26 protein-coding genes, 2 rRNA genes and 1 pseudogene (1 of these 29 cut by a window edge) are annotated in these 20,019 nt (G+C 43.2%); 27 read left to right on the forward strand and 2 right to left on the reverse strand.

Features of this window, described 5'->3' with window-relative positions; translation table 11 throughout:
- The first annotated feature begins 17 nt into the window (after positions 1-17).
- The 24 genes and pseudogenes from rplR (at position 18) to salA (ending at position 15,519) form a co-directional block, all read left to right on the forward strand.
- The gene (gene rplR / locus bslm_RS00800) at positions 18-380 is read left to right on the forward strand and encodes a 50S ribosomal protein L18 (RefSeq protein ID WP_003225816.1); all 363 of its coding nucleotides are present in this window, start codon (positions 18-20) and stop codon (positions 378-380) included.
- A gap of 24 nt (positions 381-404) precedes the next feature.
- The gene (gene rpsE / locus bslm_RS00805; RefSeq protein ID WP_003328273.1) at positions 405-905 is read left to right on the forward strand and encodes a 30S ribosomal protein S5; all 501 of its coding nucleotides are present in this window, start codon (positions 405-407) and stop codon (positions 903-905) included.
- A 13-nt stretch (positions 906-918) separates the two neighbouring features.
- The gene (gene rpmD / locus bslm_RS00810) at positions 919-1,098 is read left to right on the forward strand and encodes a 50S ribosomal protein L30 (RefSeq protein WP_003156497.1); all 180 of its coding nucleotides are present in this window, start codon (positions 919-921) and stop codon (positions 1,096-1,098) included.
- Between the two features lie 30 nt (positions 1,099-1,128).
- Positions 1,129-1,569 carry a 50S ribosomal protein L15 gene (gene rplO / locus bslm_RS00815; protein WP_003225819.1) on the forward strand — a complete coding sequence of 147 codons (441 nt, stop codon included), beginning with the start codon at positions 1,129-1,131 and terminating at the stop codon, positions 1,567-1,569.
- 1 nt (position 1,570) lies between these two features.
- Complete coding sequence (secY, locus tag bslm_RS00820) at positions 1,571-2,866, forward strand: preprotein translocase subunit SecY (protein ID WP_004399662.1); 1,296 nt, start codon at positions 1,571-1,573, stop codon at positions 2,864-2,866.
- Between the two features lie 54 nt (positions 2,867-2,920).
- Positions 2,921-3,574 carry an adenylate kinase gene (locus bslm_RS00825; protein ID WP_003241987.1) on the forward strand — a complete coding sequence of 218 codons (654 nt, stop codon included), beginning with the start codon at positions 2,921-2,923 and terminating at the stop codon, positions 3,572-3,574.
- Entirely contained in the window at positions 3,571-4,317 is a 747-nt protein-coding gene (map, locus tag bslm_RS00830) for a type I methionyl aminopeptidase (RefSeq protein WP_003225828.1), read from the forward strand. The genes bslm_RS00825 and map overlap by 4 nt, the downstream gene beginning before the upstream one ends.
- 65 nt (positions 4,318-4,382) lie before the next feature.
- Positions 4,383-4,651: pseudogene (locus bslm_RS00835) on the forward strand (ribosome-binding protein ybzG).
- Positions 4,629-4,847 (forward strand): translation initiation factor IF-1, encoded by a 219-nt coding sequence (infA, locus tag bslm_RS00840; protein WP_003156508.1) that lies wholly within the window; start codon positions 4,629-4,631, stop codon positions 4,845-4,847. The pseudogene bslm_RS00835 and the gene infA overlap by 23 nt, the downstream one beginning before the upstream one ends.
- A 33-nt stretch (positions 4,848-4,880) precedes the next feature.
- Positions 4,881-4,994: a 50S ribosomal protein L36 gene (gene rpmJ / locus bslm_RS00845; protein ID WP_003156543.1), complete on the forward strand. Its 114-nt coding sequence runs from the start codon at positions 4,881-4,883 to the stop codon at positions 4,992-4,994.
- A 22-nt stretch (positions 4,995-5,016) separates the two neighbouring features.
- Entirely contained in the window at positions 5,017-5,382 is a 366-nt protein-coding gene (gene rpsM / locus bslm_RS00850) for a 30S ribosomal protein S13 (protein WP_003235095.1), read from the forward strand.
- A gap of 20 nt (positions 5,383-5,402) precedes the next feature.
- A complete protein-coding gene (rpsK, locus tag bslm_RS00855) occupies positions 5,403-5,798 on the forward strand; it encodes a 30S ribosomal protein S11 (RefSeq protein ID WP_009966385.1) in 396 nt (131 codons plus the stop codon).
- 176 nt (positions 5,799-5,974) lie between these two features.
- Positions 5,975-6,919, forward strand: a complete 945-nt coding sequence (locus bslm_RS00860) for a DNA-directed RNA polymerase subunit alpha (RefSeq protein WP_003225835.1) — start codon at positions 5,975-5,977, stop codon at positions 6,917-6,919.
- A gap of 77 nt (positions 6,920-6,996) precedes the next feature.
- Positions 6,997-7,359: a 50S ribosomal protein L17 gene (rplQ, locus tag bslm_RS00865; protein WP_003225836.1), complete on the forward strand. Its 363-nt coding sequence runs from the start codon at positions 6,997-6,999 to the stop codon at positions 7,357-7,359.
- Positions 7,360-7,486: 127 nt separating this feature from the next.
- On the forward strand, positions 7,487-8,332 hold the full coding sequence (locus bslm_RS00870; protein ID WP_046380731.1) for an energy-coupling factor ABC transporter ATP-binding protein: 846 nt from the start codon (positions 7,487-7,489) through the stop codon (positions 8,330-8,332).
- Complete coding sequence (locus tag bslm_RS00875; RefSeq protein WP_003235106.1) at positions 8,308-9,177, forward strand: energy-coupling factor ABC transporter ATP-binding protein; 870 nt, start codon at positions 8,308-8,310, stop codon at positions 9,175-9,177. Before bslm_RS00870 ends, bslm_RS00875 begins: the two co-directional genes overlap by 25 nt.
- Complete coding sequence (locus tag bslm_RS00880; protein ID WP_046380732.1) at positions 9,174-9,971, forward strand: energy-coupling factor transporter transmembrane component T family protein; 798 nt, start codon at positions 9,174-9,176, stop codon at positions 9,969-9,971. Before bslm_RS00875 ends, bslm_RS00880 begins: the two co-directional genes overlap by 4 nt.
- A gap of 9 nt (positions 9,972-9,980) precedes the next feature.
- Positions 9,981-10,724 (forward strand): tRNA pseudouridine(38-40) synthase TruA, encoded by a 744-nt coding sequence (gene truA / locus bslm_RS00885; RefSeq protein WP_003235110.1) that lies wholly within the window; start codon positions 9,981-9,983, stop codon positions 10,722-10,724.
- A gap of 161 nt (positions 10,725-10,885) precedes the next feature.
- A complete protein-coding gene (gene rplM, locus bslm_RS00890) occupies positions 10,886-11,323 on the forward strand; it encodes a 50S ribosomal protein L13 (RefSeq protein ID WP_003241966.1) in 438 nt (145 codons plus the stop codon).
- A gap of 20 nt (positions 11,324-11,343) precedes the next feature.
- Positions 11,344-11,736 carry a 30S ribosomal protein S9 gene (gene rpsI, locus bslm_RS00895; RefSeq protein ID WP_004399691.1) on the forward strand — a complete coding sequence of 131 codons (393 nt, stop codon included), beginning with the start codon at positions 11,344-11,346 and terminating at the stop codon, positions 11,734-11,736.
- Between the two features lie 459 nt (positions 11,737-12,195).
- Positions 12,196-12,963, forward strand: coding sequence for a class I SAM-dependent methyltransferase (locus tag bslm_RS00900; RefSeq protein ID WP_046380733.1), 768 nt, complete (start codon positions 12,196-12,198; stop codon positions 12,961-12,963).
- 185 nt (positions 12,964-13,148) lie between these two features.
- On the forward strand, positions 13,149-13,592 hold the full coding sequence (locus bslm_RS00905; RefSeq protein ID WP_003235118.1) for a YbaK family protein: 444 nt from the start codon (positions 13,149-13,151) through the stop codon (positions 13,590-13,592).
- 59 nt (positions 13,593-13,651) lie between these two features.
- Positions 13,652-14,365, forward strand: a complete 714-nt coding sequence (gene cwlD, locus bslm_RS00910; RefSeq protein WP_015252979.1) for an N-acetylmuramoyl-L-alanine amidase CwlD — start codon at positions 13,652-13,654, stop codon at positions 14,363-14,365.
- 95 nt (positions 14,366-14,460) lie between these two features.
- On the forward strand, positions 14,461-15,519 hold the full coding sequence (gene salA / locus bslm_RS00915) for an iron-sulfur carrier protein/transcriptional regulator SalA (protein ID WP_003235124.1): 1,059 nt from the start codon (positions 14,461-14,463) through the stop codon (positions 15,517-15,519).
- Positions 15,520-15,554: 35 nt separating this feature from the next.
- Here salA and gerD read toward each other — a convergent pair whose 3' ends face one another.
- Positions 15,555-16,112 carry a spore germination lipoprotein GerD gene (gerD, locus tag bslm_RS00920; protein ID WP_003235126.1) on the reverse strand — a complete coding sequence of 186 codons (558 nt, stop codon included), beginning with the start codon at positions 16,110-16,112 and terminating at the stop codon, positions 15,555-15,557.
- 109 nt (positions 16,113-16,221) lie between these two features.
- Between gerD and kbaA the strand changes: the two genes are divergently transcribed.
- Positions 16,222-16,818, forward strand: coding sequence for a KinB-signaling pathway activation protein (kbaA, locus tag bslm_RS00925; protein WP_004399693.1), 597 nt, complete (start codon positions 16,222-16,224; stop codon positions 16,816-16,818).
- Here the strand turns inward: kbaA and pdaB are convergent, their stop codons facing one another.
- A complete protein-coding gene (gene pdaB, locus bslm_RS00930; RefSeq protein WP_046380734.1) occupies positions 16,819-17,583 on the reverse strand; it encodes a polysaccharide deacetylase family sporulation protein PdaB in 765 nt (254 codons plus the stop codon).
- Positions 17,584-17,934: 351 nt separating this feature from the next.
- Here pdaB and bslm_RS00935 point away from each other — a divergent pair.
- Positions 17,935-19,484 (forward strand): 16S ribosomal RNA (locus bslm_RS00935).
- Between the two features lie 167 nt (positions 19,485-19,651).
- Positions 19,652-20,019: ribosomal RNA gene (locus tag bslm_RS00940) — 23S ribosomal RNA — on the forward strand (it continues 2,560 nt past the right edge of the window).
- Together the 16S and 23S rRNA genes form the textbook arrangement of a ribosomal RNA operon.

Below are 20,019 nucleotides of genomic sequence, written 5' to 3' on the forward strand. Positions count from 1 at the left end.
AGAAAGGAGTGACCTAGATGATTACGAAAACTAGCAAAAATGCTGCTCGTCTTAAAAGACACGCTCGTGTTCGCGCTAAACTTTCCGGTACTGCTGAAAGACCGCGCCTGAACGTTTTCCGTTCTAACAAGCACATTTACGCTCAAATCATCGATGATGTAAATGGTGTAACACTTGCTAGTGCATCTACTCTCGATAAAGACTTGAACGTTGAAAGCACTGGAGATACTTCTGCTGCTACTAAAGTTGGAGAATTAGTTGCAAAACGCGCTGCTGAAAAAGGCATTTCTGACGTAGTATTTGACCGTGGCGGATACTTATACCATGGACGTGTAAAAGCTTTGGCTGATGCCGCTCGTGAAGCTGGACTTAAATTTTAATAAAAGAAGGAGGGACACATGATTATGCGTCGTATTGACCCAAGCAAATTAGAGTTAGAAGAACGCTTAGTTACGGTTAACCGCGTAGCGAAAGTTGTTAAAGGTGGTCGTCGTTTCCGCTTCGCAGCTCTAGTCGTTGTCGGTGACAAAAACGGACACGTAGGATTCGGTACTGGTAAAGCACAAGAAGTACCAGAAGCGATCCGCAAAGCTGTTGAAGATGCGAAAAAGAATTTGATTGAAGTACCAATGGTTGGAACTACAATTCCACACGAAATCATCGGACGTTTCGGTGCAGGTAACATCTTGTTAAAACCTGCTTCTGAAGGTACTGGAGTTATCGCTGGAGGCCCTGTACGTGCGGTACTTGAGCTAGCTGGTGTAGCTGATATCCTTTCTAAGTCTTTAGGTTCTAACACACCGATCAACATGATTCGTGCAACACTTCAAGGTTTAAGTGAACTTAAACGTGCTGAAGACGTTGCGAAGCTTCGTGGAAAATCTGTAGAAGAACTGTTAGGATAAGGAGGGAACATTAATGGCTAAATTAGAAATTACCCTCAAACGAAGTGTAATCGGTCGCCCGGAAGACCAACGCGTTACTGTAAGAACACTTGGTTTAAAGAAAACAAACCAAACTGTTGTTCATGAAGACAACGCTGCGATCCGTGGTATGATTAATAAAGTATCTCATTTAGTTTCTGTTAAAGAACAATAAAAATATTTGATCGGATAAGGAGGTGTCCTAATGAAACTTCATGAATTAAAACCTTCAGAAGGTTCACGCAAAACGCGTAATCGCGTAGGTCGTGGTATTGGTTCTGGCAACGGTAAAACAGCTGGTAAAGGTCACAAAGGTCAAAACGCTCGTTCTGGCGGCGGTGTACGCCCTGGATTCGAGGGGGGACAAATGCCTTTATTCCAACGTCTTCCTAAACGCGGTTTCACTAACATCAACCGCAAGGAATACGCTGTAGTCAACCTAGACAAATTGAACGGTTTTGCAGAAGGAACGGAAGTCACTCCTGAACTTCTTCTAGAGACTGGTGTTATTAGCAAACTTAATGCAGGAGTAAAGATTCTTGGCAACGGTAAATTAGAGAAAAAATTAACTGTAAAAGCCAATAAATTCTCTGCTTCTGCGAAAGAAGCTGTTGAAGCTGCTGGCGGTACAGCTGAGGTGATCTAACTTGTTTAAAACAATCTCCAACTTTATGCGTGTGAGTGATATCAGGAATAAAATCATATTCACTTTACTCATGCTTATCGTCTTTCGCATAGGTGCGTTTATTCCTGTGCCTTACGTTAACGCTGAAGCGTTACAGGCACAGTCTCAAATGGGTGTTTTTGATCTCCTTAATACATTTGGCGGCGGTGCGCTTTACCAATTTTCCATTTTCGCAATGGGAATTACTCCTTATATCACGGCTTCGATCATCATTCAGCTGCTTCAGATGGATGTGGTACCGAAGTTTACCGAGTGGTCTAAGCAAGGTGAAGTTGGCCGCCGTAAATTAGCTCAGTTCACAAGGTACTTTACGATTGTGCTTGGTTTCATCCAAGCGTTAGGTATGTCATATGGATTCAACAATCTGGCAAACGGTATGCTGATCGAAAAATCCGGTGTATCGACATATCTTATCATTGCTTTAGTGCTCACTGGCGGAACTGCCTTTTTAATGTGGCTTGGGGAACAAATTACTTCTCATGGAGTAGGCAACGGAATATCGATCATTATCTTCGCGGGGATTGTGTCTAGTATTCCAAAAACAATTGGGCAAATATATGAGACTCAATTTGTCGGCAGCAACGATCAGTTGTTTATTCATATTGTGAAAGTCGCACTTCTTGTGATTGCGATTTTAGCAGTTATTGTTGGAGTTATTTTCATTCAGCAAGCCGTACGGAAAATTGCGATTCAATATGCTAAAGGCACAGGTCGTTCACCTGCTGGCGGAGGTCAGTCTACACACCTTCCATTGAAAGTGAATCCTGCAGGGGTTATTCCGGTAATCTTTGCGGTTGCGTTTTTGATAACGCCGCGGACGATCGCGTCATTCTTTGGAACAAACGATGTGACAAAGTGGATTCAAAACAACTTTGATAATACGCATCCGGTGGGTATGGCGATATATGTTGCGTTGATTATTGCCTTTACGTACTTTTATGCTTTTGTACAGGTAAACCCTGAACAAATGGCTGATAACCTTAAAAAACAGGGTGGCTATATCCCGGGGGTTCGTCCAGGGAAAATGACTCAAGATAGAATTACGAGCATTTTGTATCGACTTACGTTTGTGGGTTCTATATTCTTAGCCGTGATTTCCATTCTTCCTATCTTTTTCATTCAATTCGCTGGATTGCCTCAAAGTGCACAAATTGGCGGAACATCTTTGTTAATTGTTGTCGGGGTAGCCTTGGAGACAATGAAACAACTAGAAAGCCAGTTGGTGAAACGAAACTACCGTGGATTTATGAAAAACTAGAGGAAATGGATTTATCCATTCCCTCTTAATAAAGAGAGGACGGGGGAAATCCGAATGAACTTAGTCTTAATGGGGCTTCCTGGTGCCGGTAAAGGCACACAGGGCGAACGAATTGTTGAGGATTATGGGATTCCTCATATCTCAACAGGAGATATGTTCCGTGCTGCTATGAAAGAAGAAACACCACTCGGACTCGAAGCAAAATCTTATATTGATAAGGGAGAGCTCGTACCTGACGAAGTCACAATCGGAATTGTAAAAGAGAGACTTGGCAAAGATGATTGTGAAAGAGGTTTTCTTCTGGACGGATTTCCGCGAACAGTCGCTCAAGCCGAAGCTCTTGAAGAAATTCTTGAGGAATACGGCAAGCCGATTGATTATGTCATTAACATTGAAGTCGACAAAGACGCTCTTATGGAACGTCTGACTGGACGCAGAATTTGCAGTGTTTGCGGCACAACCTATCATTTAGTCTTTAATCCGCCGAAAACGCCGGGTATTTGTGATAAAGACGGAGGCGAACTCTATCAACGGGCAGATGATAATGAGGAAACAGTCTCTAAACGGCTTGAGGTAAACATGAAGCAAACTCAGCCTTTACTCGATTTCTATTCAGAGAAAGGTTATCTTGCAAACGTGAATGGCCAGCAGGACATTCAAGACGTTTATGCAGATGTGAAGGATCTTCTTGGAGGATTAAAAAAATGATTATCTGTAAAACCCCACGTGAACTTGGTATCATGCGGGAAGCAGGGCGAATCGTGGCTTTAACTCATGAAGAGTTAAAAAAGCACATTAAACCAGGAATCTCGACAAAAGAATTGGATCAAATTGCCGAACGTTTTATTAAGAAGCAGGGTGCAATCCCATCTTTTAAGGGGTATAATGGGTTTCGCGGGAGCATTTGCGTATCAGTTAATGAAGAACTCGTTCACGGCATACCTGGCAGCAGGGTGCTGAAGGACGGTGACATCATCAGTATTGATATCGGTGCTAAATTAAATGGTTATCATGGTGACTCTGCATGGACATATCCGGTAGGAAACATCAGCGATGATGACAAAAAACTTCTGGAAGTGACAGAGGAGTCTTTATATAAAGGCTTGCAGGAAGCAAAACCAGGTGAACGTTTGTCGAATATTTCCCACGCAATACAAACGTATGTCGAAAATGAGCAGTTTTCAGTTGTTAGGGAGTATGTCGGACATGGTGTTGGTCAAGACTTGCATGAGGACCCGCAAATTCCTCATTACGGTCCGCCCAACAAAGGACCACGGCTTAAACCTGGCATGGTTCTCGCTATTGAACCTATGGTGAACGCTGGCAGCCGCTACGTGAAAACATTGGCTGATAACTGGACGGTTGTAACGGTAGATGGGAAAAAGTGTGCTCATTTTGAACATACGATTGCGATTACGGAAACGGGTTTTGATATACTGACGAGAGTCTAGATGATGAAAATAATTCCGAAGACAGATGTTTTTCAAGCTTGATAGGGCAGAAAGCTTGGGTGAACATTGGCAAGACCGAATTCATCTTGCTGCTTGTCGTTGGAATTTTAACCATCATCAATGTACTAACAGCAGACGGAGAAAAGCGTACATTTCATTCTCCTAAGAAAAAGAATATCAATCATTTAACCCTTTATGATTGCGTATCTCCGGAAGTTCAGAACAGTATAAACGAAACAGGGCGTGTGACAAACTTCTTTTGAAATTTGTCAGAAAGCAAGTTACTGATTTGAAGAAGGGAGAACACTTGAATGGCGAAAGACGATGTAATTGAAGTGGAAGGTACTATAGTCGAAACACTGCCAAACGCGATGTTCAAAGTTGAACTTGAAAATGGCCACACTGTTTTGGCTCATGTATCTGGTAAAATCCGCATGCACTTCATTCGCATTTTACCTGGAGACAAAGTTACGGTAGAATTATCTCCATATGACTTAACTCGTGGCAGGATTACGTACCGTTACAAATAAAGCACTCCGGAAACTGAAGGAGGTTGGAAACACATGAAAGTGAGACCATCAGTTAAACCAATCTGCGAAAAATGTAAAGTTATTCGCAGAAAAGGAAAAGTAATGGTGATCTGTGAAAATCCAAAGCATAAACAAAAACAAGGATAATTTATAAGGAGGTGCCCAGAGAATGGCTCGTATTGCTGGTGTAGATATCCCACGTGACAAACGTGTTGTTATTTCTTTAACATACATCTTCGGAATTGGACGCACAACGGCTCAGCAAGTTTTAAAAGAAGCTGGAGTTTCAGAAGATACTCGTGTGCGCGATCTTACTGAAGAAGAACTTGGTAAAATCCGTGATATTATTGACAAACTGAAAGTAGAAGGTGACCTTCGCCGTGAAGTTTCTCTTAATATCAAACGTCTGATCGAAATCGGAAGCTACCGCGGAATCCGTCATCGCAGAGGATTACCTGTTCGCGGACAAAACTCTAAAAACAATGCGCGTACTCGTAAAGGTCCGCGTCGTACTGTAGCTAACAAGAAAAAATAAGTAAGGGAGGTTCTTAAACAATGGCTGCTGCTCGTAAATCTAACACGCGTAAACGTCGCGTGAAAAAGAATATTGAGTCTGGAATTGCTCATATTCGTTCAACTTTCAATAACACGATCGTTACGATCACTGACACTCATGGTAATGCTATTTCTTGGTCTAGTGCCGGAGCTTTAGGATTCAGAGGTTCTCGTAAATCTACTCCTTTTGCTGCGCAAATGGCTGCAGAAACAGCTGCTAAAGGTTCAATCGAACATGGTCTTAAAACTCTAGAGGTTACTGTTAAAGGACCTGGTTCAGGCCGTGAAGCTGCAATCCGTGCACTTCAAGCTGCTGGACTAGAAGTCACTGCTATCAGAGACGTAACTCCTGTTCCTCATAACGGATGCCGTCCACCAAAACGTCGCCGCGTGTAATTTGTTTGTATAGATTTTGTGTCCCTGTCAATAATGGGTTATGATACAGTTATTTATGAAACGAATGCACCGACTCGTTGCCTGAGCACATACGGGACTAAACAATGGGGAATTTCGGATGGAATCTCATATGATTCTATTCGAGGTTTCGACGTTTTGAAGGAGGGTTTTAAGTAATGATCGAGATTGAAAAACCAAAAATCGAAACGGTTGAAATCAGCGACGATGCCAAATTTGGTAAGTTTGTCGTAGAGCCACTTGAGCGTGGATATGGTACAACTCTGGGTAACTCCTTACGTCGTATCCTCTTATCCTCACTCCCTGGTGCCGCTGTAACATCAATCCAGATAGATGGTGTACTGCACGAATTCTCGACAATTGAAGGCGTTGTGGAAGATGTTACAACGATTATCTTACACATTAAAAAGCTTGCATTGAAAATCTACTCTGATGAAGAGAAGACGCTAGAAATTGATGTACAGGGTGAAGGAACTGTAACGGCAGCTGATATTACACACGATAGTGATGTAGAGATCTTAAATCCTGATCTTCATATCGCGACTCTTGGTGAGAATGCGAGTTTCCGAGTTCGCCTTACTGCTCAAAGAGGACGTGGGTATACGCCTGCTGACGCAAACAAGAGAGACGATCAGCCAATCGGCGTGATTCCGATCGATTCTATCTATACGCCAGTTTCTCGTGTATCTTATCAGGTAGAGAACACTCGTGTAGGCCAAGTTGCAAACTATGATAAACTTACACTTGATGTTTGGACTGATGGAAGCACTGGACCGAAAGAAGCAATTGCGCTTGGTTCAAAGATTTTAACTGAACACCTTAATATATTCGTTGGTTTAACTGACGAAGCTCAACATGCTGAAATCATGGTTGAAAAAGAAGAAGATCAAAAAGAGAAAGTTCTTGAAATGACAATTGAAGAATTGGATCTTTCTGTTCGTTCTTACAACTGCTTAAAGCGTGCGGGTATTAACACGGTTCAAGAGCTTGCGAACAAGACGGAAGAAGATATGATGAAAGTTCGAAATCTAGGACGCAAATCACTTGAAGAAGTGAAAGCGAAACTAGAAGAACTTGGACTCGGACTTCGCAAAGACGATTGACTAGTTTCCCTTGTGAACTAGGATTTTCGTGTGTTTATTATTCAGAAACAGCATTCCAATAAAGGAGGGGACATCACATGTCATACAGAAAACTAGGACGTACGAGTGCACAGCGTAAAGCTATGCTTCGTGATCTTACAACTGATTTGATCATCAACGAAAGAATCGAAACAACTGAAACACGTGCGAAAGAACTTCGCTCTGTAGTTGAAAAAATGATCACGCTTGGCAAACGCGGTGATCTTCACGCTCGCCGTCAAGCTGCTGCATACATCCGCAACGAGGTTGCAAACGAAGAAAATAACCAAGATGCACTTCAAAAATTATTCTCTGACATTGCAACTCGTTACGAGGAGCGCCAAGGTGGATACACACGTATTATGAAGCTTGGTCCTCGCCGTGGTGACGGAGCACCAATGGCAATTATCGAATTGGTTTAATCACATATTTTTGTGTATCTAAAGAAGGGCGGGACAGTTTCTAACTGGATCTATGCCCTTTTTTTAGATACTGTAACTTTTAATAGAGAGAAAAGCAGAGCATTAGCTGAGAGGAGGCCGGTTTTCCATGAATCAAAATCAGTTGATATCGGTAGAGGATATCGTATTTCGATATCGGAAGGACGCAGAAAGACGAGCACTAGACGGCGTCTCCCTGCAGGTGTATGAGGGTGAATGGCTTGCAATCGTAGGTCATAACGGTTCAGGGAAATCAACACTGGCCCGCGCATTGAATGGTTTAATTCTTCCTGAATCAGGCGACATTGAGGTTGCCGGGATTCAATTGACAGAGGAATCCGTTTGGGAAGTGCGTAAGAAGATAGGTATGGTCTTTCAAAATCCGGATAACCAATTTGTCGGAACGACTGTTCGCGATGATGTGGCTTTTGGTTTAGAAAACAATGGTGTACCGCGGGAAGAAATGATTGAGAGAGTAGACTGGGCAGTAAAACAGGTGAATATGCAAGATTTTCTCGATCAAGAGCCGCACCATCTCTCCGGAGGCCAAAAGCAGAGAGTTGCGATTGCGGGGGTTATTGCCGCACGTCCTGATATTATTATCTTAGATGAAGCAACATCCATGCTTGATCCGATCGGGCGAGAAGAAGTGCTTGAAACGGTAAGACATCTAAAAGAGCAGGGCATGGCGACTGTCATATCCATTACACATGATCTGAATGAGGCAGCAAAAGCAGACAGGATCATTGTCATGAATGGCGGTAAAAAATATGCTGAAGGGCCGCCTGAAGAGATTTTTAAATTGAATAAAGAACTTGTTCGAATTGGGCTTGATTTACCCTTCTCATTCCAGCTTAGCCAGCTTTTAAGAGAAAATGGACTGGATTTGGAAGAAAACCATTTGACTCAGGAAGGGCTGGTGAAAGAGCTGTGGACATTACAATCAAAGATGTAGAGCATCGCTATCAGATGAAGACGCCGTTTGAGCGCCTAGCACTGTATGATATCAATGCATCGATTAAAGAAGGAAGCTACGTAGCCGTTATCGGGCATACAGGCTCTGGCAAGTCCACTCTTCTTCAGCACCTAAATGGTCTCCTGAAGCCGACGAAGGGACAGATATCACTAGGTAGCACTGTCATTCAGGCAGGGAAAAAGAATAAAGATCTGAAAAAACTTCGTAAAAAAGTCGGAATCGTTTTCCAATTTCCTGAGCATCAATTATTCGAAGAAACAGTTCTTAAAGATATTTCATTCGGACCGATGAACTTTGGTGTTAAAAAAGAAGATGCTGAACAAAAAGCGAGAGAGATGCTGCAGCTTGTAGGTTTATCAGAAGAGCTTTTGGACAGGTCACCCTTTGAATTAAGCGGGGGACAAATGCGCAGAGTTGCAATTGCCGGCGTACTTGCAATGGACCCTGAAGTGCTTGTTCTGGATGAACCGACTGCAGGATTGGACCCAAGAGGGCGAAAAGAGATTATGGACATGTTTTATGAGCTTCATCAACGTGGGAACCTGACGACGATCCTTGTGACACACAGCATGGAGGATGCAGCTGCATACGCTGATGAAATGATTGTTATGCATAAAGGAACGATACAAGCATCAGGCAGTCCGCGTGATCTGTTTTTAAAGGGTGAAGAGATGGCCGGCTGGGGGCTGGATCTTCCAGAAACAATAAAATTCCAAAGACACCTTGAAGCTGCACTGGGTGTGAGATTTAATGAGCCTATGCTCACAATCGAAGATGCCGCTGCTGAAATCCGTGCTCTTTTTCAGGGAGAGAAGACTTTATGATGGACAGCATGATTATCGGCAAGTATGTACCGGGTACTTCACTTGTGCACCGGCTTGACCCCAGAACAAAACTGATCACGATCTTTTTATTTGTCTGCATCGTATTCTTAGCCAATAATGTTCAGACATATACGTTGCTTGGTTTATTTACAATTGGCGTCGTTTCTTTAACAAGAGTTCCTTTCTCTTTTTTAATGAAAGGGCTGAAGCCAATCATCTGGATTGTTCTTTTTACGTTCCTTCTTCACATCCTTATGACACATGAAGGACCGATTATCTTTCAAATAGGTTTTTTCAAAGTCTATGAGGGCGGTCTGGTTCAGGGGATATTCATTTCTCTTAGATTCGTCTATTTGATTTTAATCACAACCTTATTAACGCTTACGACTACACCGATTGAGATTACCGATGGAATGGAACAGCTGCTGAACCCATTGAAAAAATTAAAGCTTCCTGTTCATGAGCTGGCTCTTATGATGTCAATTTCTTTACGGTTTATTCCGACACTGATGGAGGAGACAGATAAGATCATGAAGGCTCAGATGGCGCGAGGCGTTGATTTTACAAGCGGGCCTGTCAAAGATAGAGTGAAGGCTATTGTCCCGCTTCTTGTCCCGCTCTTCGTCAGCGCATTTAAACGCGCCGAAGAGCTTGCGGTGGCAATGGAAGCAAGAGGCTATCAAGGCGGAGAAGGACGTACGAAATATAGAAAGCTTGTATGGACAGGAAAAGACACTTCTGTCATTGTCAGCTTAATTGTATTAGCTGCTTTGTTATTTTTCTTAAGGGCTTAGAGGTGCTGTATGAGACTGAAATGCACGATTTCTTATGACGGACATTTGTTTAACGGTTATCAGGTTCAGCCGGGCAAAAGAACGGTTCAGGATGAACTGGAGAAGGCTTTGGCTGTCCTGCATAAGTCAAAAGACAGAATTCCGGTCGTTTCGTCTGGAAGAACAGACAGCGGGGTTCACGCAGCCGGACAGGTGATTCATTTTGACACTCCACTGTCTATCCCGGCTGAGAGATGGCCATATGCCTTAAATGCACTGCTTCCGGACGATATCGCAGTCAAACAGGCAGAAATTGCGGATGATGGGTTCCATGCACGATTTAGCGCAGTCAAAAAAGAATATCGCTACTTTGTATACACGGAGAAACACCCGGACGTATTTAAACGGCATTACGCTTACCATTTTTCATATCGCCTTAATGTGCAGGACATGAGAGAAGCGGCAAAGCATCTTATAGGGACACATGATTTTACGAGCTTTTGCGCGGCTAAAACAGAAGTGCAGGACAAGGTAAGAACGATATACGAACTTGATTGGACTGAGACGGCTGACGGCCTGCAAATGCGGATCACAGGCAGCGGTTTCTTATATAATATGGTCAGAATTATTGCGGGTACTTTGCTTGATGTAGGTATTGGAAAAATTTCTCCCGATGAGGTGAAATCCATGCTGGAAGCGAAGGATCGCGAAGCGGCAGGGCGCACAGCGCCGGGGCACGGGCTATATTTATGGAACGTTTACTATGACAACTAAACCAGGTGTATAATATTTTCTTGACAGAGTCTGCATAAAGTTATAAGATATCATATGGTATGTATTTCAACCCCACGATAAGCCCCGGAACTTATTGTGTTGTGAAATAGAACGTAATCGAAGTTTATTGAAAATGACAGATCATTTAGGAGGGAAATTCAATGCGTACAACACCTATGGCTAACGCAAGTACTATTGAACGCAAGTGGTTAGTTGTTGATGCTGCTGGCAAGACTTTAGGTCGTCTTTCTTCAGAAGTTGCAGCTATCCTTCGCGGAAAACACAAACCAACTTACACACCACACGTTGATACTGGAGATCATGTGATCATCATCAACGCTGAAAAAATCGAGTTAACTGGTAAAAAGTTAACTGACAAAATCTACTACCGTCACACTCAACATCCAGGCGGATTAAAATCAAGAACTGCTCTTGAAATGCGTACAAACTACCCTGAGAAAATGCTTGAGCTTGCTATCAAAGGCATGCTTCCAAAAGGTTCTCTAGGTCGTCAAATGTTCAAAAAATTGAACGTATACCGTGGTTCTGAGCATCCACACGAAGCACAAAAACCTGAAGTTTACGAACTTCGCGGTTAATTAAAAAGGAGGTTACCAATTTGGCACAGGTTCAATATTACGGTACTGGCCGTCGTAAAAGCTCTGTAGCGCGTGTGCGTTTAGTTCCAGGAGAAGGCCGTATCGTCGTTAATAATCGTGAAATCAGCGAACATATCCCATCTGCAGCTTTAATCGAAGATATCAAACAACCATTAACTTTGACTGAAACAGCTGGCACTTATGATGTTTTAGTAAACGTACATGGAGGCGGCCTATCTGGTCAAGCTGGAGCAATCCGTCACGGTATCGCTCGTGCTTTGCTTGAAGCAGATCCAGAATACCGTACAACTCTTAAACGTGCAGGTCTTCTGACTCGTGACGCTCGTATGAAAGAACGTAAAAAATACGGTCTTAAAGGCGCTCGTCGTGCACCTCAGTTCTCAAAACGTTAATTTTACGTTTTCGAAAAGCTCTCGACCTTGGGTTGGGAGCTTTTTTCTTTCAATAAAACGTGGCAGCTTCGCATAAAAATAACAACTGAATGGACGCTTGACGGCGTTAAGCAAATTGTTTTTTATAAACGGTCTCACTGTAATAATCATGATAGCTTTCATTCTTATTCAATTGGAAGTTCGGTCAATGTTTATTATCGTTATGTGATCAGGCCAGCTCCATCTAACCACTGTATCTCATCCGTTAAAGTTCACTGCTGATTAACCCGGAGAAACAATAGCTCTCATTGCTAATGGCTTTATGTAACGAAGTAAAAGTAAATCTGATGATATAAATCACATATCTCCTTTGTGATTTTTTTGCGTTTTTATGAACTTTTTTCTAAATATGCAAAGGGAAAGCGATATCAATCTAGAAATATTTGTTATACTCTATACATTAAAGTAAGGAGAAGATTCATGAATGCGTTAGTAGCTCATAATAGCAAAGCCTGGGATAAAAAAGTAGAAACAGGCAATGAATGGACTGTTGCTGTTGAACAGCAGGTTATCGAACAAGCAAAAAAAGGCAATTGGGATATAAGGGTAACACCAATGAAAGATGTACCGAAGGATTGGTTTCCGCCTATCAAAGGTCTGAAAGTACTCTGTTTAGCATCAGGCGGTGGCCAGCAGGGTCCAGTTTTGGCAGCCGCAGGCGCGGATGTCACCGTATTAGATAACTCAGAAAAACAGCTGAATCAGGATAGAATGGTTGCTGAGCGAGATGGTCTCACGATACACACTGTCAAAGGAAGCATGGACGATTTAAGTGTATTTAATGATGAATCATTTGATGTCATTGTACATCCTGTTGCCAATGTTTTTGTTGAGAATGTCCTCCCGGTATGGAAGGAAGCGCACCGTGTGTTGAAAAGGAACGGTGTTCTAATCTCGGGTTTTGTCAATCCTGTTGTATTTCTGTTTGATACAGAATTAGAACAGCAAGGTGTTTTAAAAGTAAAACACTCCATTCCATATGCTGACCCAGAAGATCTTCCGAAACATAGAGTGAAAAAACTGATCGAAAATAATGAGGCTCTGGAATTCGGCCATTCCTTAGAAGACCAAATCAAAGGCCAAATTGATGCTGGTTTTATCGTTACTGGTTTTTATGAAGATAAAGGCGGGTTTGTATTAGACCAATATATCCATACATATTCTGCAACAAGAAGCGTGAAAGTATGAAAAGCAGCGACCTGTTAGAGGGGCTGCTTTTTTCATAACCAATTACAGAACGTTTGTTCCGCACCCTGCGGAAAGCTGATTTTTTATCGATTTTACACCTTCATTTGGGCGAATTTCCAACCGAATTCGGGCATTGTTTCATCATCCAAACCTCAAAATAATCGGTAAAAGGAGAGTGAATTTATATGGCAGAAGTACTGTCTTTTATGGATGTGAAACGCCAAAAGGATTTTGAATTAGAAAAGAACTTGCTCAAAGAACTCTCTCTGAGACAAATTATCCAGTCTGTTAAGGATTGTTTGGAACCATTATTTCCATTTTTACATGATGAACGAGATATTATTACTGAAGGCTGTATTGATTTTGCGATTGAAGCTTATTTGTTAGGCGGGCGTTTTGGGATATTCGGCTATTACGGAGAATCCATGCAGAGTATCAGTGCCCGCTCTGCAAGAGAAGAAGAAGAGCTACGTATGGAGTTTTTTGATTATCTCTATAATTGGATACACGAGCAATACGCAACATTTGATAAAAACACGGTTTATGAAGCGGCACGCAAGTTCATTAAAGATTGGTGGACAGCGGGGTTTGTTCAAAGAGAAAAACAGTGTAAGCTTCGCATGCGATAATCATATTTCCCGGCCCTGTCCCATAGTTATGTAATAACGGACAAGCGGGAGGGGAAGGGATGAGGAAAAAGCTTAAATGGCTCAGTTTTTTGCTAGGCTTCATCGTATTACTATTTCTGTTCAAATATCAGTTCAGCAATAACGACTCTTGGAAGCCGTGGAGCCTGCCCTTGAGCGGTAAAATCATTTATCTAGATCCAGGTCATGGCGGGCCTGACGGCGGAGCAGTCGGCGGAAAGCTGTTAGAGAAGGATGTTACCCTGGAAGTGGCCTTTAGAGTCAGGGATTATCTTCAAGAACAAGGAGCGCTTGTTATCATGACCAGAGAAAGTGATACTGATCTCGCTCCAGAAGGAACAAAAGGCTATAGTCGACGAAAAGCTGAGGATCTAAGACAACGAGTCAAATTAATAAACCATTCAGAGGCGGAGCTCTATATCAGCATTCATCTTAATGCGATTCCGTCACAAAAATGGAGCGGAGCCCAAAGCTTTTATTACGGGAAATATGCGGAAAATGAGAAAGTCGCAAAATACATCCAAGATGAGCTGAGAAGAAATCTGGAAAACACAACCCGGAAAGCAAAGCGGATTCATGGTATCTACTTAATGCAAAACGTCACCAAACCGGGGGCGCTTATAGAAGTCGGATTTTTATCCAATCCAAACGAAGCAACGCTACTCGGTAAACCGAAATATCAAGACAAGGTGGCATCTTCCATATATAAAGGCATTTTGCGATATTTCACAGAAAAAGGAGACCCTCCGGAGTAATGGAGGGTTTTCTTGTGGTTCTAAGCATAAGACACCCGCCATTTATGTATGATATAATAATAATTGTAAACGAATACACAAAAGGGTGAGGTTCGATGATAAGAGAAGATGAAGTAAGAAAACTAGTCGGAGAAATGCGCGAACCTTTTCTTCAAAGACCTCTGGGAGAATTGGATGCCGTTAAGGAAATTAAAATAAAGCCTGAAAAACGGCATATCAGTGTAAAAGTCGCTCTTGCAAAAACAGGAACTGCAGAACAAATGCAGATTCAGCAAGAGATCGTAAACGTATTAAAAGGGGCAGGAGCTGAGACAGTCGGCCTTCGATTTGAAGAGCTGCCTGAAGAAACGGTTGCTAAATTCCGGGCGCCGTCAGCTGAGAAAAAAACATTATTAAATATGGATAACCCGCCAGTCTTTCTTGCTGTAGCAAGTGGAAAAGGCGGCGTAGGCAAGTCAACTGTGTCAGTAAACCTAGCTATTTCTCTGGCTCGTCTAGGGAAAAAGGTTGGTTTAATTGATGCGGATATTTATGGGTTCAGTGTGCCGGACATGATGGGTATCACTGTGCGTCCAACAATTGAAGGAGAGAAACTTCTTCCTGTTGAACGCTTTGGAGTAAAGGTCATGTCAATGGGCTTTTTCGTAGAAGAAAATGCTCCGGTCGTATGGAGAGGGCCGATGCTCGGCAAAATGCTGAATAACTTTTTCCATGAAGTAGAGTGGGGAGAAGTAGACTATATCGTTCTTGATCTTCCGCCTGGTACAGGGGACGTTGCTCTCGATGTACATACAATGCTTCCGAGCTGCAAAGAAATTATCGTATCTACGCCACATCCGACAGCTGCTTTTGTCGCGGCCAGAGCGGGCTCTATGGCGATTAAAACCGATCATGAGGTCGTGGGTGTCATAGAGAACATGGCTTATTATGAAAGTGCAAAGACAGGGGAAAGAGAATATGTGTTTGGAAAAGGCGGAGGAGATAAACTGGCTGAGGAACTAAACGTGCCTTTGCTCGGCAGAATCCCATTGAAACAGCCCGATTGGGATAAGGACCAATTTGCTCCGTCTGTTTATGACGAAAATCATCCAATCGGAGAAATATATCAGGACATCGCAAAAAAAATAGATGCAAAAATGTCAGTGCAGGTATAAAAGGTGAACCGGGATTCCAGATCCCGGCTTTCCCTTTATTCACTTTCTTTTGCTGTGTCTTTTGCTGCTTTTTTCAGCTCATCTTCGAACTGCTTTTTGTAAAGCGGACTAGAAAGTGTTTCGTTAATAACCTCTTCTAAATAACTGCGGAATTCTTGGCTTTTTGCCAGCTGGCTGTACTTTTTATCCATGCCGGGATCCTGCATAACGCTCATCAGCATCTTCTGGTAATCTGGATCCTTCATCAGCTTTTTAATCACTTTTTCATGCTCTGTCTGAAGAGTTTTGGCAAAGCCCTCAGCAAAATCAGTGTCTTCAAAGATGTTTTTCCAAAATTCTTCACCTTTTTTAGATGTGAGTGTTTTTTCTATTGTTCCTTTAATTGCATCTTGGTCAATCACCAGCGCTTCATTCATGGCATCATCATTTAATAATTCCTTAATAGCTTTCTTTCCATCATCAGTTTTTAATATATCAACAACCATTTTTTTGGTCTGATCATAGTCCATATCCGCTGCTTGGTCTTTTGGAGCGCAAGCTGTTACAGATAATAACAAAAAACAGCTCATCAATAGCGTTTTGGCTTTTGACATGCTTAAGCTCCTTTCACATACTTGTCTTACCTTTAATATGATTCATCTGTTTGGAATTATACATAACAAAATATCGCTGTTCGCGATTTTTGAGGGGATGAATAAAGAAATGAAAAGCCGTGGTTTAGTTCGTTTTTTCTTTTCTATTTTAGCTGTCGGGGCGCTTATCACGAGTATTGTGGGTTTTGCTTTAAAGTGGGGAGAATATAGAGGGCTGTTTCTAACATTTGAAGCGGGACAGATTTTCTCTGTTTTATTTTGGTTTATCGGTGTAGGCATGATTTTCAGTGTGATCAGCCAAATGGGTTTTTTCGTGTTTTTAACAGTTCATCGGTTTGCGCTTGAGATATTAAGGTCCTCCTCTTTGTGGAATTTGCTGCAGTTGTTTTTCATCCTGTTTGTTGCTTTTGATTTAATGTACGTGCGTTTTTTATTTTTTGGAGAGAGCGGAGAATCGCTGGCTGGCTATGCGTGGTTACCGGTGTTTTTATTGATCTTTGGAGTGATTACAGCTTATATAAAGCAAAAGCAGTCCTCTAAGAAAACATTTGTGTCATCGTTGTTTTTGATGGTTGTGATTACCGCATTAGAATGGTTCCCTGCATTAAGAGTAAATGATGAGGACTGGCTTTATTTAATGCTTTTTCCGTTAATGGCATGTAATGCCTTCCAATTGCTGATGCTGCCGAAGTTTGCAGCAAAGTAATTACTTTACCTCTGCGGATCTGGCATCAGAATTTGCGATGAGATCACCCACGGTTACATTTTTTAATCCTTTTTCTTTCAGCTGATGGATGATATCAGGCAATGCTTCTTCTGTTTGTTTTGCCGAATCGGAGGCATGTAAAAGAATAATGTCTCCACCGGAAACTTGCTTGGTCACATTGTCGATGATTTTTTCAACTCCGGGATTTGTCCAGTCTTGAGAGTTCACACTGTAATGAACGACTGTATAATTGTATTGCTTTGCGACCTTTAGAACATTCTTATTGAATTGGCCGGTAGGGGGTCTTAATAGCTGTATGTCTTTGACCCCTAACTTTTCAAAGGCTGTTTGCGCACGGTTCATGTCCTTTTTTATTTCGCTGCTCTCTAAATTGGCATAGTTTTTATAAGCGTAGCCCATGCTCCCGATTTGATGGCCGTCCTTTACGATACGGGCCACTGTGTCGGGATGGCGTTCTGCCCAAGAAGCGGACAGGAAAAACGTTGCGTTTTTAATCCCGTGTGCTTTCAGAGTATTAAGTATCGGTTCTGCTCTCTCATCACCCCAGCTGATATCGAAAGTAAGTGAAATATCTTTAGAGTCTGTTTCTCCTTTATAAATGGCTTTAGGTCCGGTGTCAGTTGAAAACACGGGAAGCGGGACAGCTCTTTGGATATAAAAAAAGCTGGCAGCTGCAAATGCGGCGATAAGTATAATAATTAATTGTTTTACCCGTTTAATGTGCCACACATAGAAGTGATTCACTGATGATGCCTCCTTATCTTGTCCATCATTCTTGTTTTACATCTTATGAGCATGGACAATTGAATATAACCGATAAAATGTCTCTTCACATACAGCCTAAATTGGGTGTTGACCTTTTGATAATATCCGTGATATATTATTATTCGTCGCTGATAAACAGCTGACATCAACTAAAAGCTTCATTAAATACTTTAAAAAAAGTTGTTGACTTAAAAGAAGGTAAATGTTATAGTAATAAAGCTGCTTCGTTAAGCGGCGGTAATGATCTTTGAAAACTAAACAAGACAAAACGTACCTGTTAATTCAGTTTTTAAAAATCGCACAGCGATGTGCGTAGTCAGTCAAACTACTTTATCGGAGAGTTTGATCCTGGCTCAGGACGAACGCTGGCGGCGTGCCTAATACATGCAAGTCGAGCGGACAGATGGGAGCTTGCTCCCTGATGTTAGCGGCGGACGGGTGAGTAACACGTGGGTAACCTGCCTGTAAGACTGGGATAACTCCGGGAAACCGGGGCTAATACCGGATGGTTGTTTGAACCGCATGGTTCAAACATAAAAGGTGGCTTCGGCTACCACTTACAGATGGACCCGCGGCGCATTAGCTAGTTGGTGAGGTAACGGCTCACCAAGGCAACGATGCGTAGCCGACCTGAGAGGGTGATCGGCCACACTGGGACTGAGACACGGCCCAGACTCCTACGGGAGGCAGCAGTAGGGAATCTTCCGCAATGGACGAAAGTCTGACGGAGCAACGCCGCGTGAGTGATGAAGGTTTTCGGATCGTAAAGCTCTGTTGTTAGGGAAGAACAAGTACCGTTCGAATAGGGCGGTACCTTGACGGTACCTAACCAGAAAGCCACGGCTAACTACGTGCCAGCAGCCGCGGTAATACGTAGGTGGCAAGCGTTGTCCGGAATTATTGGGCGTAAAGGGCTCGCAGGCGGTTTCTTAAGTCTGATGTGAAAGCCCCCGGCTCAACCGGGGAGGGTCATTGGAAACTGGGGAACTTGAGTGCAGAAGAGGAGAGTGGAATTCCACGTGTAGCGGTGAAATGCGTAGAGATGTGGAGGAACACCAGTGGCGAAGGCGACTCTCTGGTCTGTAACTGACGCTGAGGAGCGAAAGCGTGGGGAGCGAACAGGATTAGATACCCTGGTAGTCCACGCCGTAAACGATGAGTGCTAAGTGTTAGGGGGTTTCCGCCCCTTAGTGCTGCAGCTAACGCATTAAGCACTCCGCCTGGGGAGTACGGTCGCAAGACTGAAACTCAAAGGAATTGACGGGGGCCCGCACAAGCGGTGGAGCATGTGGTTTAATTCGAAGCAACGCGAAGAACCTTACCAGGTCTTGACATCCTCTGACAATCCTAGAGATAGGACGTCCCCTTCGGGGGCAGAGTGACAGGTGGTGCATGGTTGTCGTCAGCTCGTGTCGTGAGATGTTGGGTTAAGTCCCGCAACGAGCGCAACCCTTGATCTTAGTTGCCAGCATTCAGTTGGGCACTCTAAGGTGACTGCCGGTGACAAACCGGAGGAAGGTGGGGATGACGTCAAATCATCATGCCCCTTATGACCTGGGCTACACACGTGCTACAATGGACAGAACAAAGGGCAGCGAAACCGCGAGGTTAAGCCAATCCCACAAATCTGTTCTCAGTTCGGATCGCAGTCTGCAACTCGACTGCGTGAAGCTGGAATCGCTAGTAATCGCGGATCAGCATGCCGCGGTGAATACGTTCCCGGGCCTTGTACACACCGCCCGTCACACCACGAGAGTTTGTAACACCCGAAGTCGGTGAGGTAACCTTTTAGGAGCCAGCCGCCGAAGGTGGGACAGATGATTGGGGTGAAGTCGTAACAAGGTAGCCGTATCGGAAGGTGCGGCTGGATCACCTCCTTTCTAAGGATATTATACGGAATATAAGACCTTGGGTCTTATAAACAGAACGTTCCCTGTCTTGTTTAGTTTTGAAGGATCATTCCTTCGAAACGTGTTCTTTGAAAACTAGATAACAGTAGACATCACATTCAAGTAATACAAGATATCACATAGTGATTCTTTTTAACGGTTAAGTTAGAAAGGGCGCACGGTGGATGCCTTGGCACTAGGAGCCGATGAAGGACGGGACGAACACCGATATGCTTCGGGGAGCTGTAAGCAAGCTTTGATCCGGAGATTTCCGAATGGGGAAACCCACCACTCGTAATGGAGTGGTATCCATATCTGAATTCATAGGATATGAGAAGGCAGACCCGGGGAACTGAAACATCTAAGTACCCGGAGGAAGAGAAAGCAAATGCGATTCCCTGAGTAGCGGCGAGCGAAACGGGATTAGCCCAAACCAAGAGGCTTGCCTCTTGGGGTTGTAGGACACTCTGTACGGAGTTACAAAGGAACGAGGTAGATGAAGAGGTCTGGAAAGGCCCGCCATAGG

This window comes from Bacillus sp. LM 4-2 (assembly GCF_000978495.1).
Lineage (GTDB): Bacteria > Bacillota > Bacilli > Bacillales > Bacillaceae > Bacillus > Bacillus subtilis.

What these genes read in the sequence shown, in the direction of transcription:
- rplR (WP_003225816.1), top strand. Translation starts at nt 18, where the DNA reads ATGATTACGAAAACTAGCAAAAATGCTGCTCGTCTTAAAAGACACGCT.
- rpsE (WP_003328273.1), top strand. Translation starts at nt 405, where the DNA reads ATGCGTCGTATTGACCCAAGCAAATTAGAGTTAGAAGAACGCTTAGTT.
- rpmD (WP_003156497.1), top strand. Translation starts at nt 919, where the DNA reads ATGGCTAAATTAGAAATTACCCTCAAACGAAGTGTAATCGGTCGCCCG.
- rplO (WP_003225819.1), top strand. Translation starts at nt 1,129, where the DNA reads ATGAAACTTCATGAATTAAAACCTTCAGAAGGTTCACGCAAAACGCGT.
- bslm_RS00825 (WP_003241987.1), top strand. Translation starts at nt 2,921, where the DNA reads ATGAACTTAGTCTTAATGGGGCTTCCTGGTGCCGGTAAAGGCACACAG.
- map (WP_003225828.1), top strand. Translation starts at nt 3,571, where the DNA reads ATGATTATCTGTAAAACCCCACGTGAACTTGGTATCATGCGGGAAGCA.
- infA (WP_003156508.1), top strand. Translation starts at nt 4,629, where the DNA reads ATGGCGAAAGACGATGTAATTGAAGTGGAAGGTACTATAGTCGAAACA.
- rpmJ (WP_003156543.1), top strand. Translation starts at nt 4,881, where the DNA reads ATGAAAGTGAGACCATCAGTTAAACCAATCTGCGAAAAATGTAAAGTT.
- rpsM (WP_003235095.1), top strand. Translation starts at nt 5,017, where the DNA reads ATGGCTCGTATTGCTGGTGTAGATATCCCACGTGACAAACGTGTTGTT.
- rpsK (WP_009966385.1), top strand. Translation starts at nt 5,403, where the DNA reads ATGGCTGCTGCTCGTAAATCTAACACGCGTAAACGTCGCGTGAAAAAG.
- bslm_RS00860 (WP_003225835.1), top strand. Translation starts at nt 5,975, where the DNA reads ATGATCGAGATTGAAAAACCAAAAATCGAAACGGTTGAAATCAGCGAC.
- rplQ (WP_003225836.1), top strand. Translation starts at nt 6,997, where the DNA reads ATGTCATACAGAAAACTAGGACGTACGAGTGCACAGCGTAAAGCTATG.
- bslm_RS00870 (WP_046380731.1), top strand. Translation starts at nt 7,487, where the DNA reads ATGAATCAAAATCAGTTGATATCGGTAGAGGATATCGTATTTCGATAT.
- bslm_RS00880 (WP_046380732.1), top strand. Translation starts at nt 9,174, where the DNA reads ATGATGGACAGCATGATTATCGGCAAGTATGTACCGGGTACTTCACTT.
- truA (WP_003235110.1), top strand. Translation starts at nt 9,981, where the DNA reads ATGAGACTGAAATGCACGATTTCTTATGACGGACATTTGTTTAACGGT.
- rplM (WP_003241966.1), top strand. Translation starts at nt 10,886, where the DNA reads ATGCGTACAACACCTATGGCTAACGCAAGTACTATTGAACGCAAGTGG.
- bslm_RS00900 (WP_046380733.1), top strand. Translation starts at nt 12,196, where the DNA reads ATGAATGCGTTAGTAGCTCATAATAGCAAAGCCTGGGATAAAAAAGTA.
- bslm_RS00905 (WP_003235118.1), top strand. Translation starts at nt 13,149, where the DNA reads ATGGCAGAAGTACTGTCTTTTATGGATGTGAAACGCCAAAAGGATTTT.
- cwlD (WP_015252979.1), top strand. Translation starts at nt 13,652, where the DNA reads ATGAGGAAAAAGCTTAAATGGCTCAGTTTTTTGCTAGGCTTCATCGTA.
- salA (WP_003235124.1), top strand. Translation starts at nt 14,461, where the DNA reads ATGATAAGAGAAGATGAAGTAAGAAAACTAGTCGGAGAAATGCGCGAA.
- gerD (WP_003235126.1), bottom strand. Translation starts at nt 16,112, where the DNA reads ATGTCAAAAGCCAAAACGCTATTGATGAGCTGTTTTTTGTTATTATCT.
- kbaA (WP_004399693.1), top strand. Translation starts at nt 16,222, where the DNA reads ATGAAAAGCCGTGGTTTAGTTCGTTTTTTCTTTTCTATTTTAGCTGTC.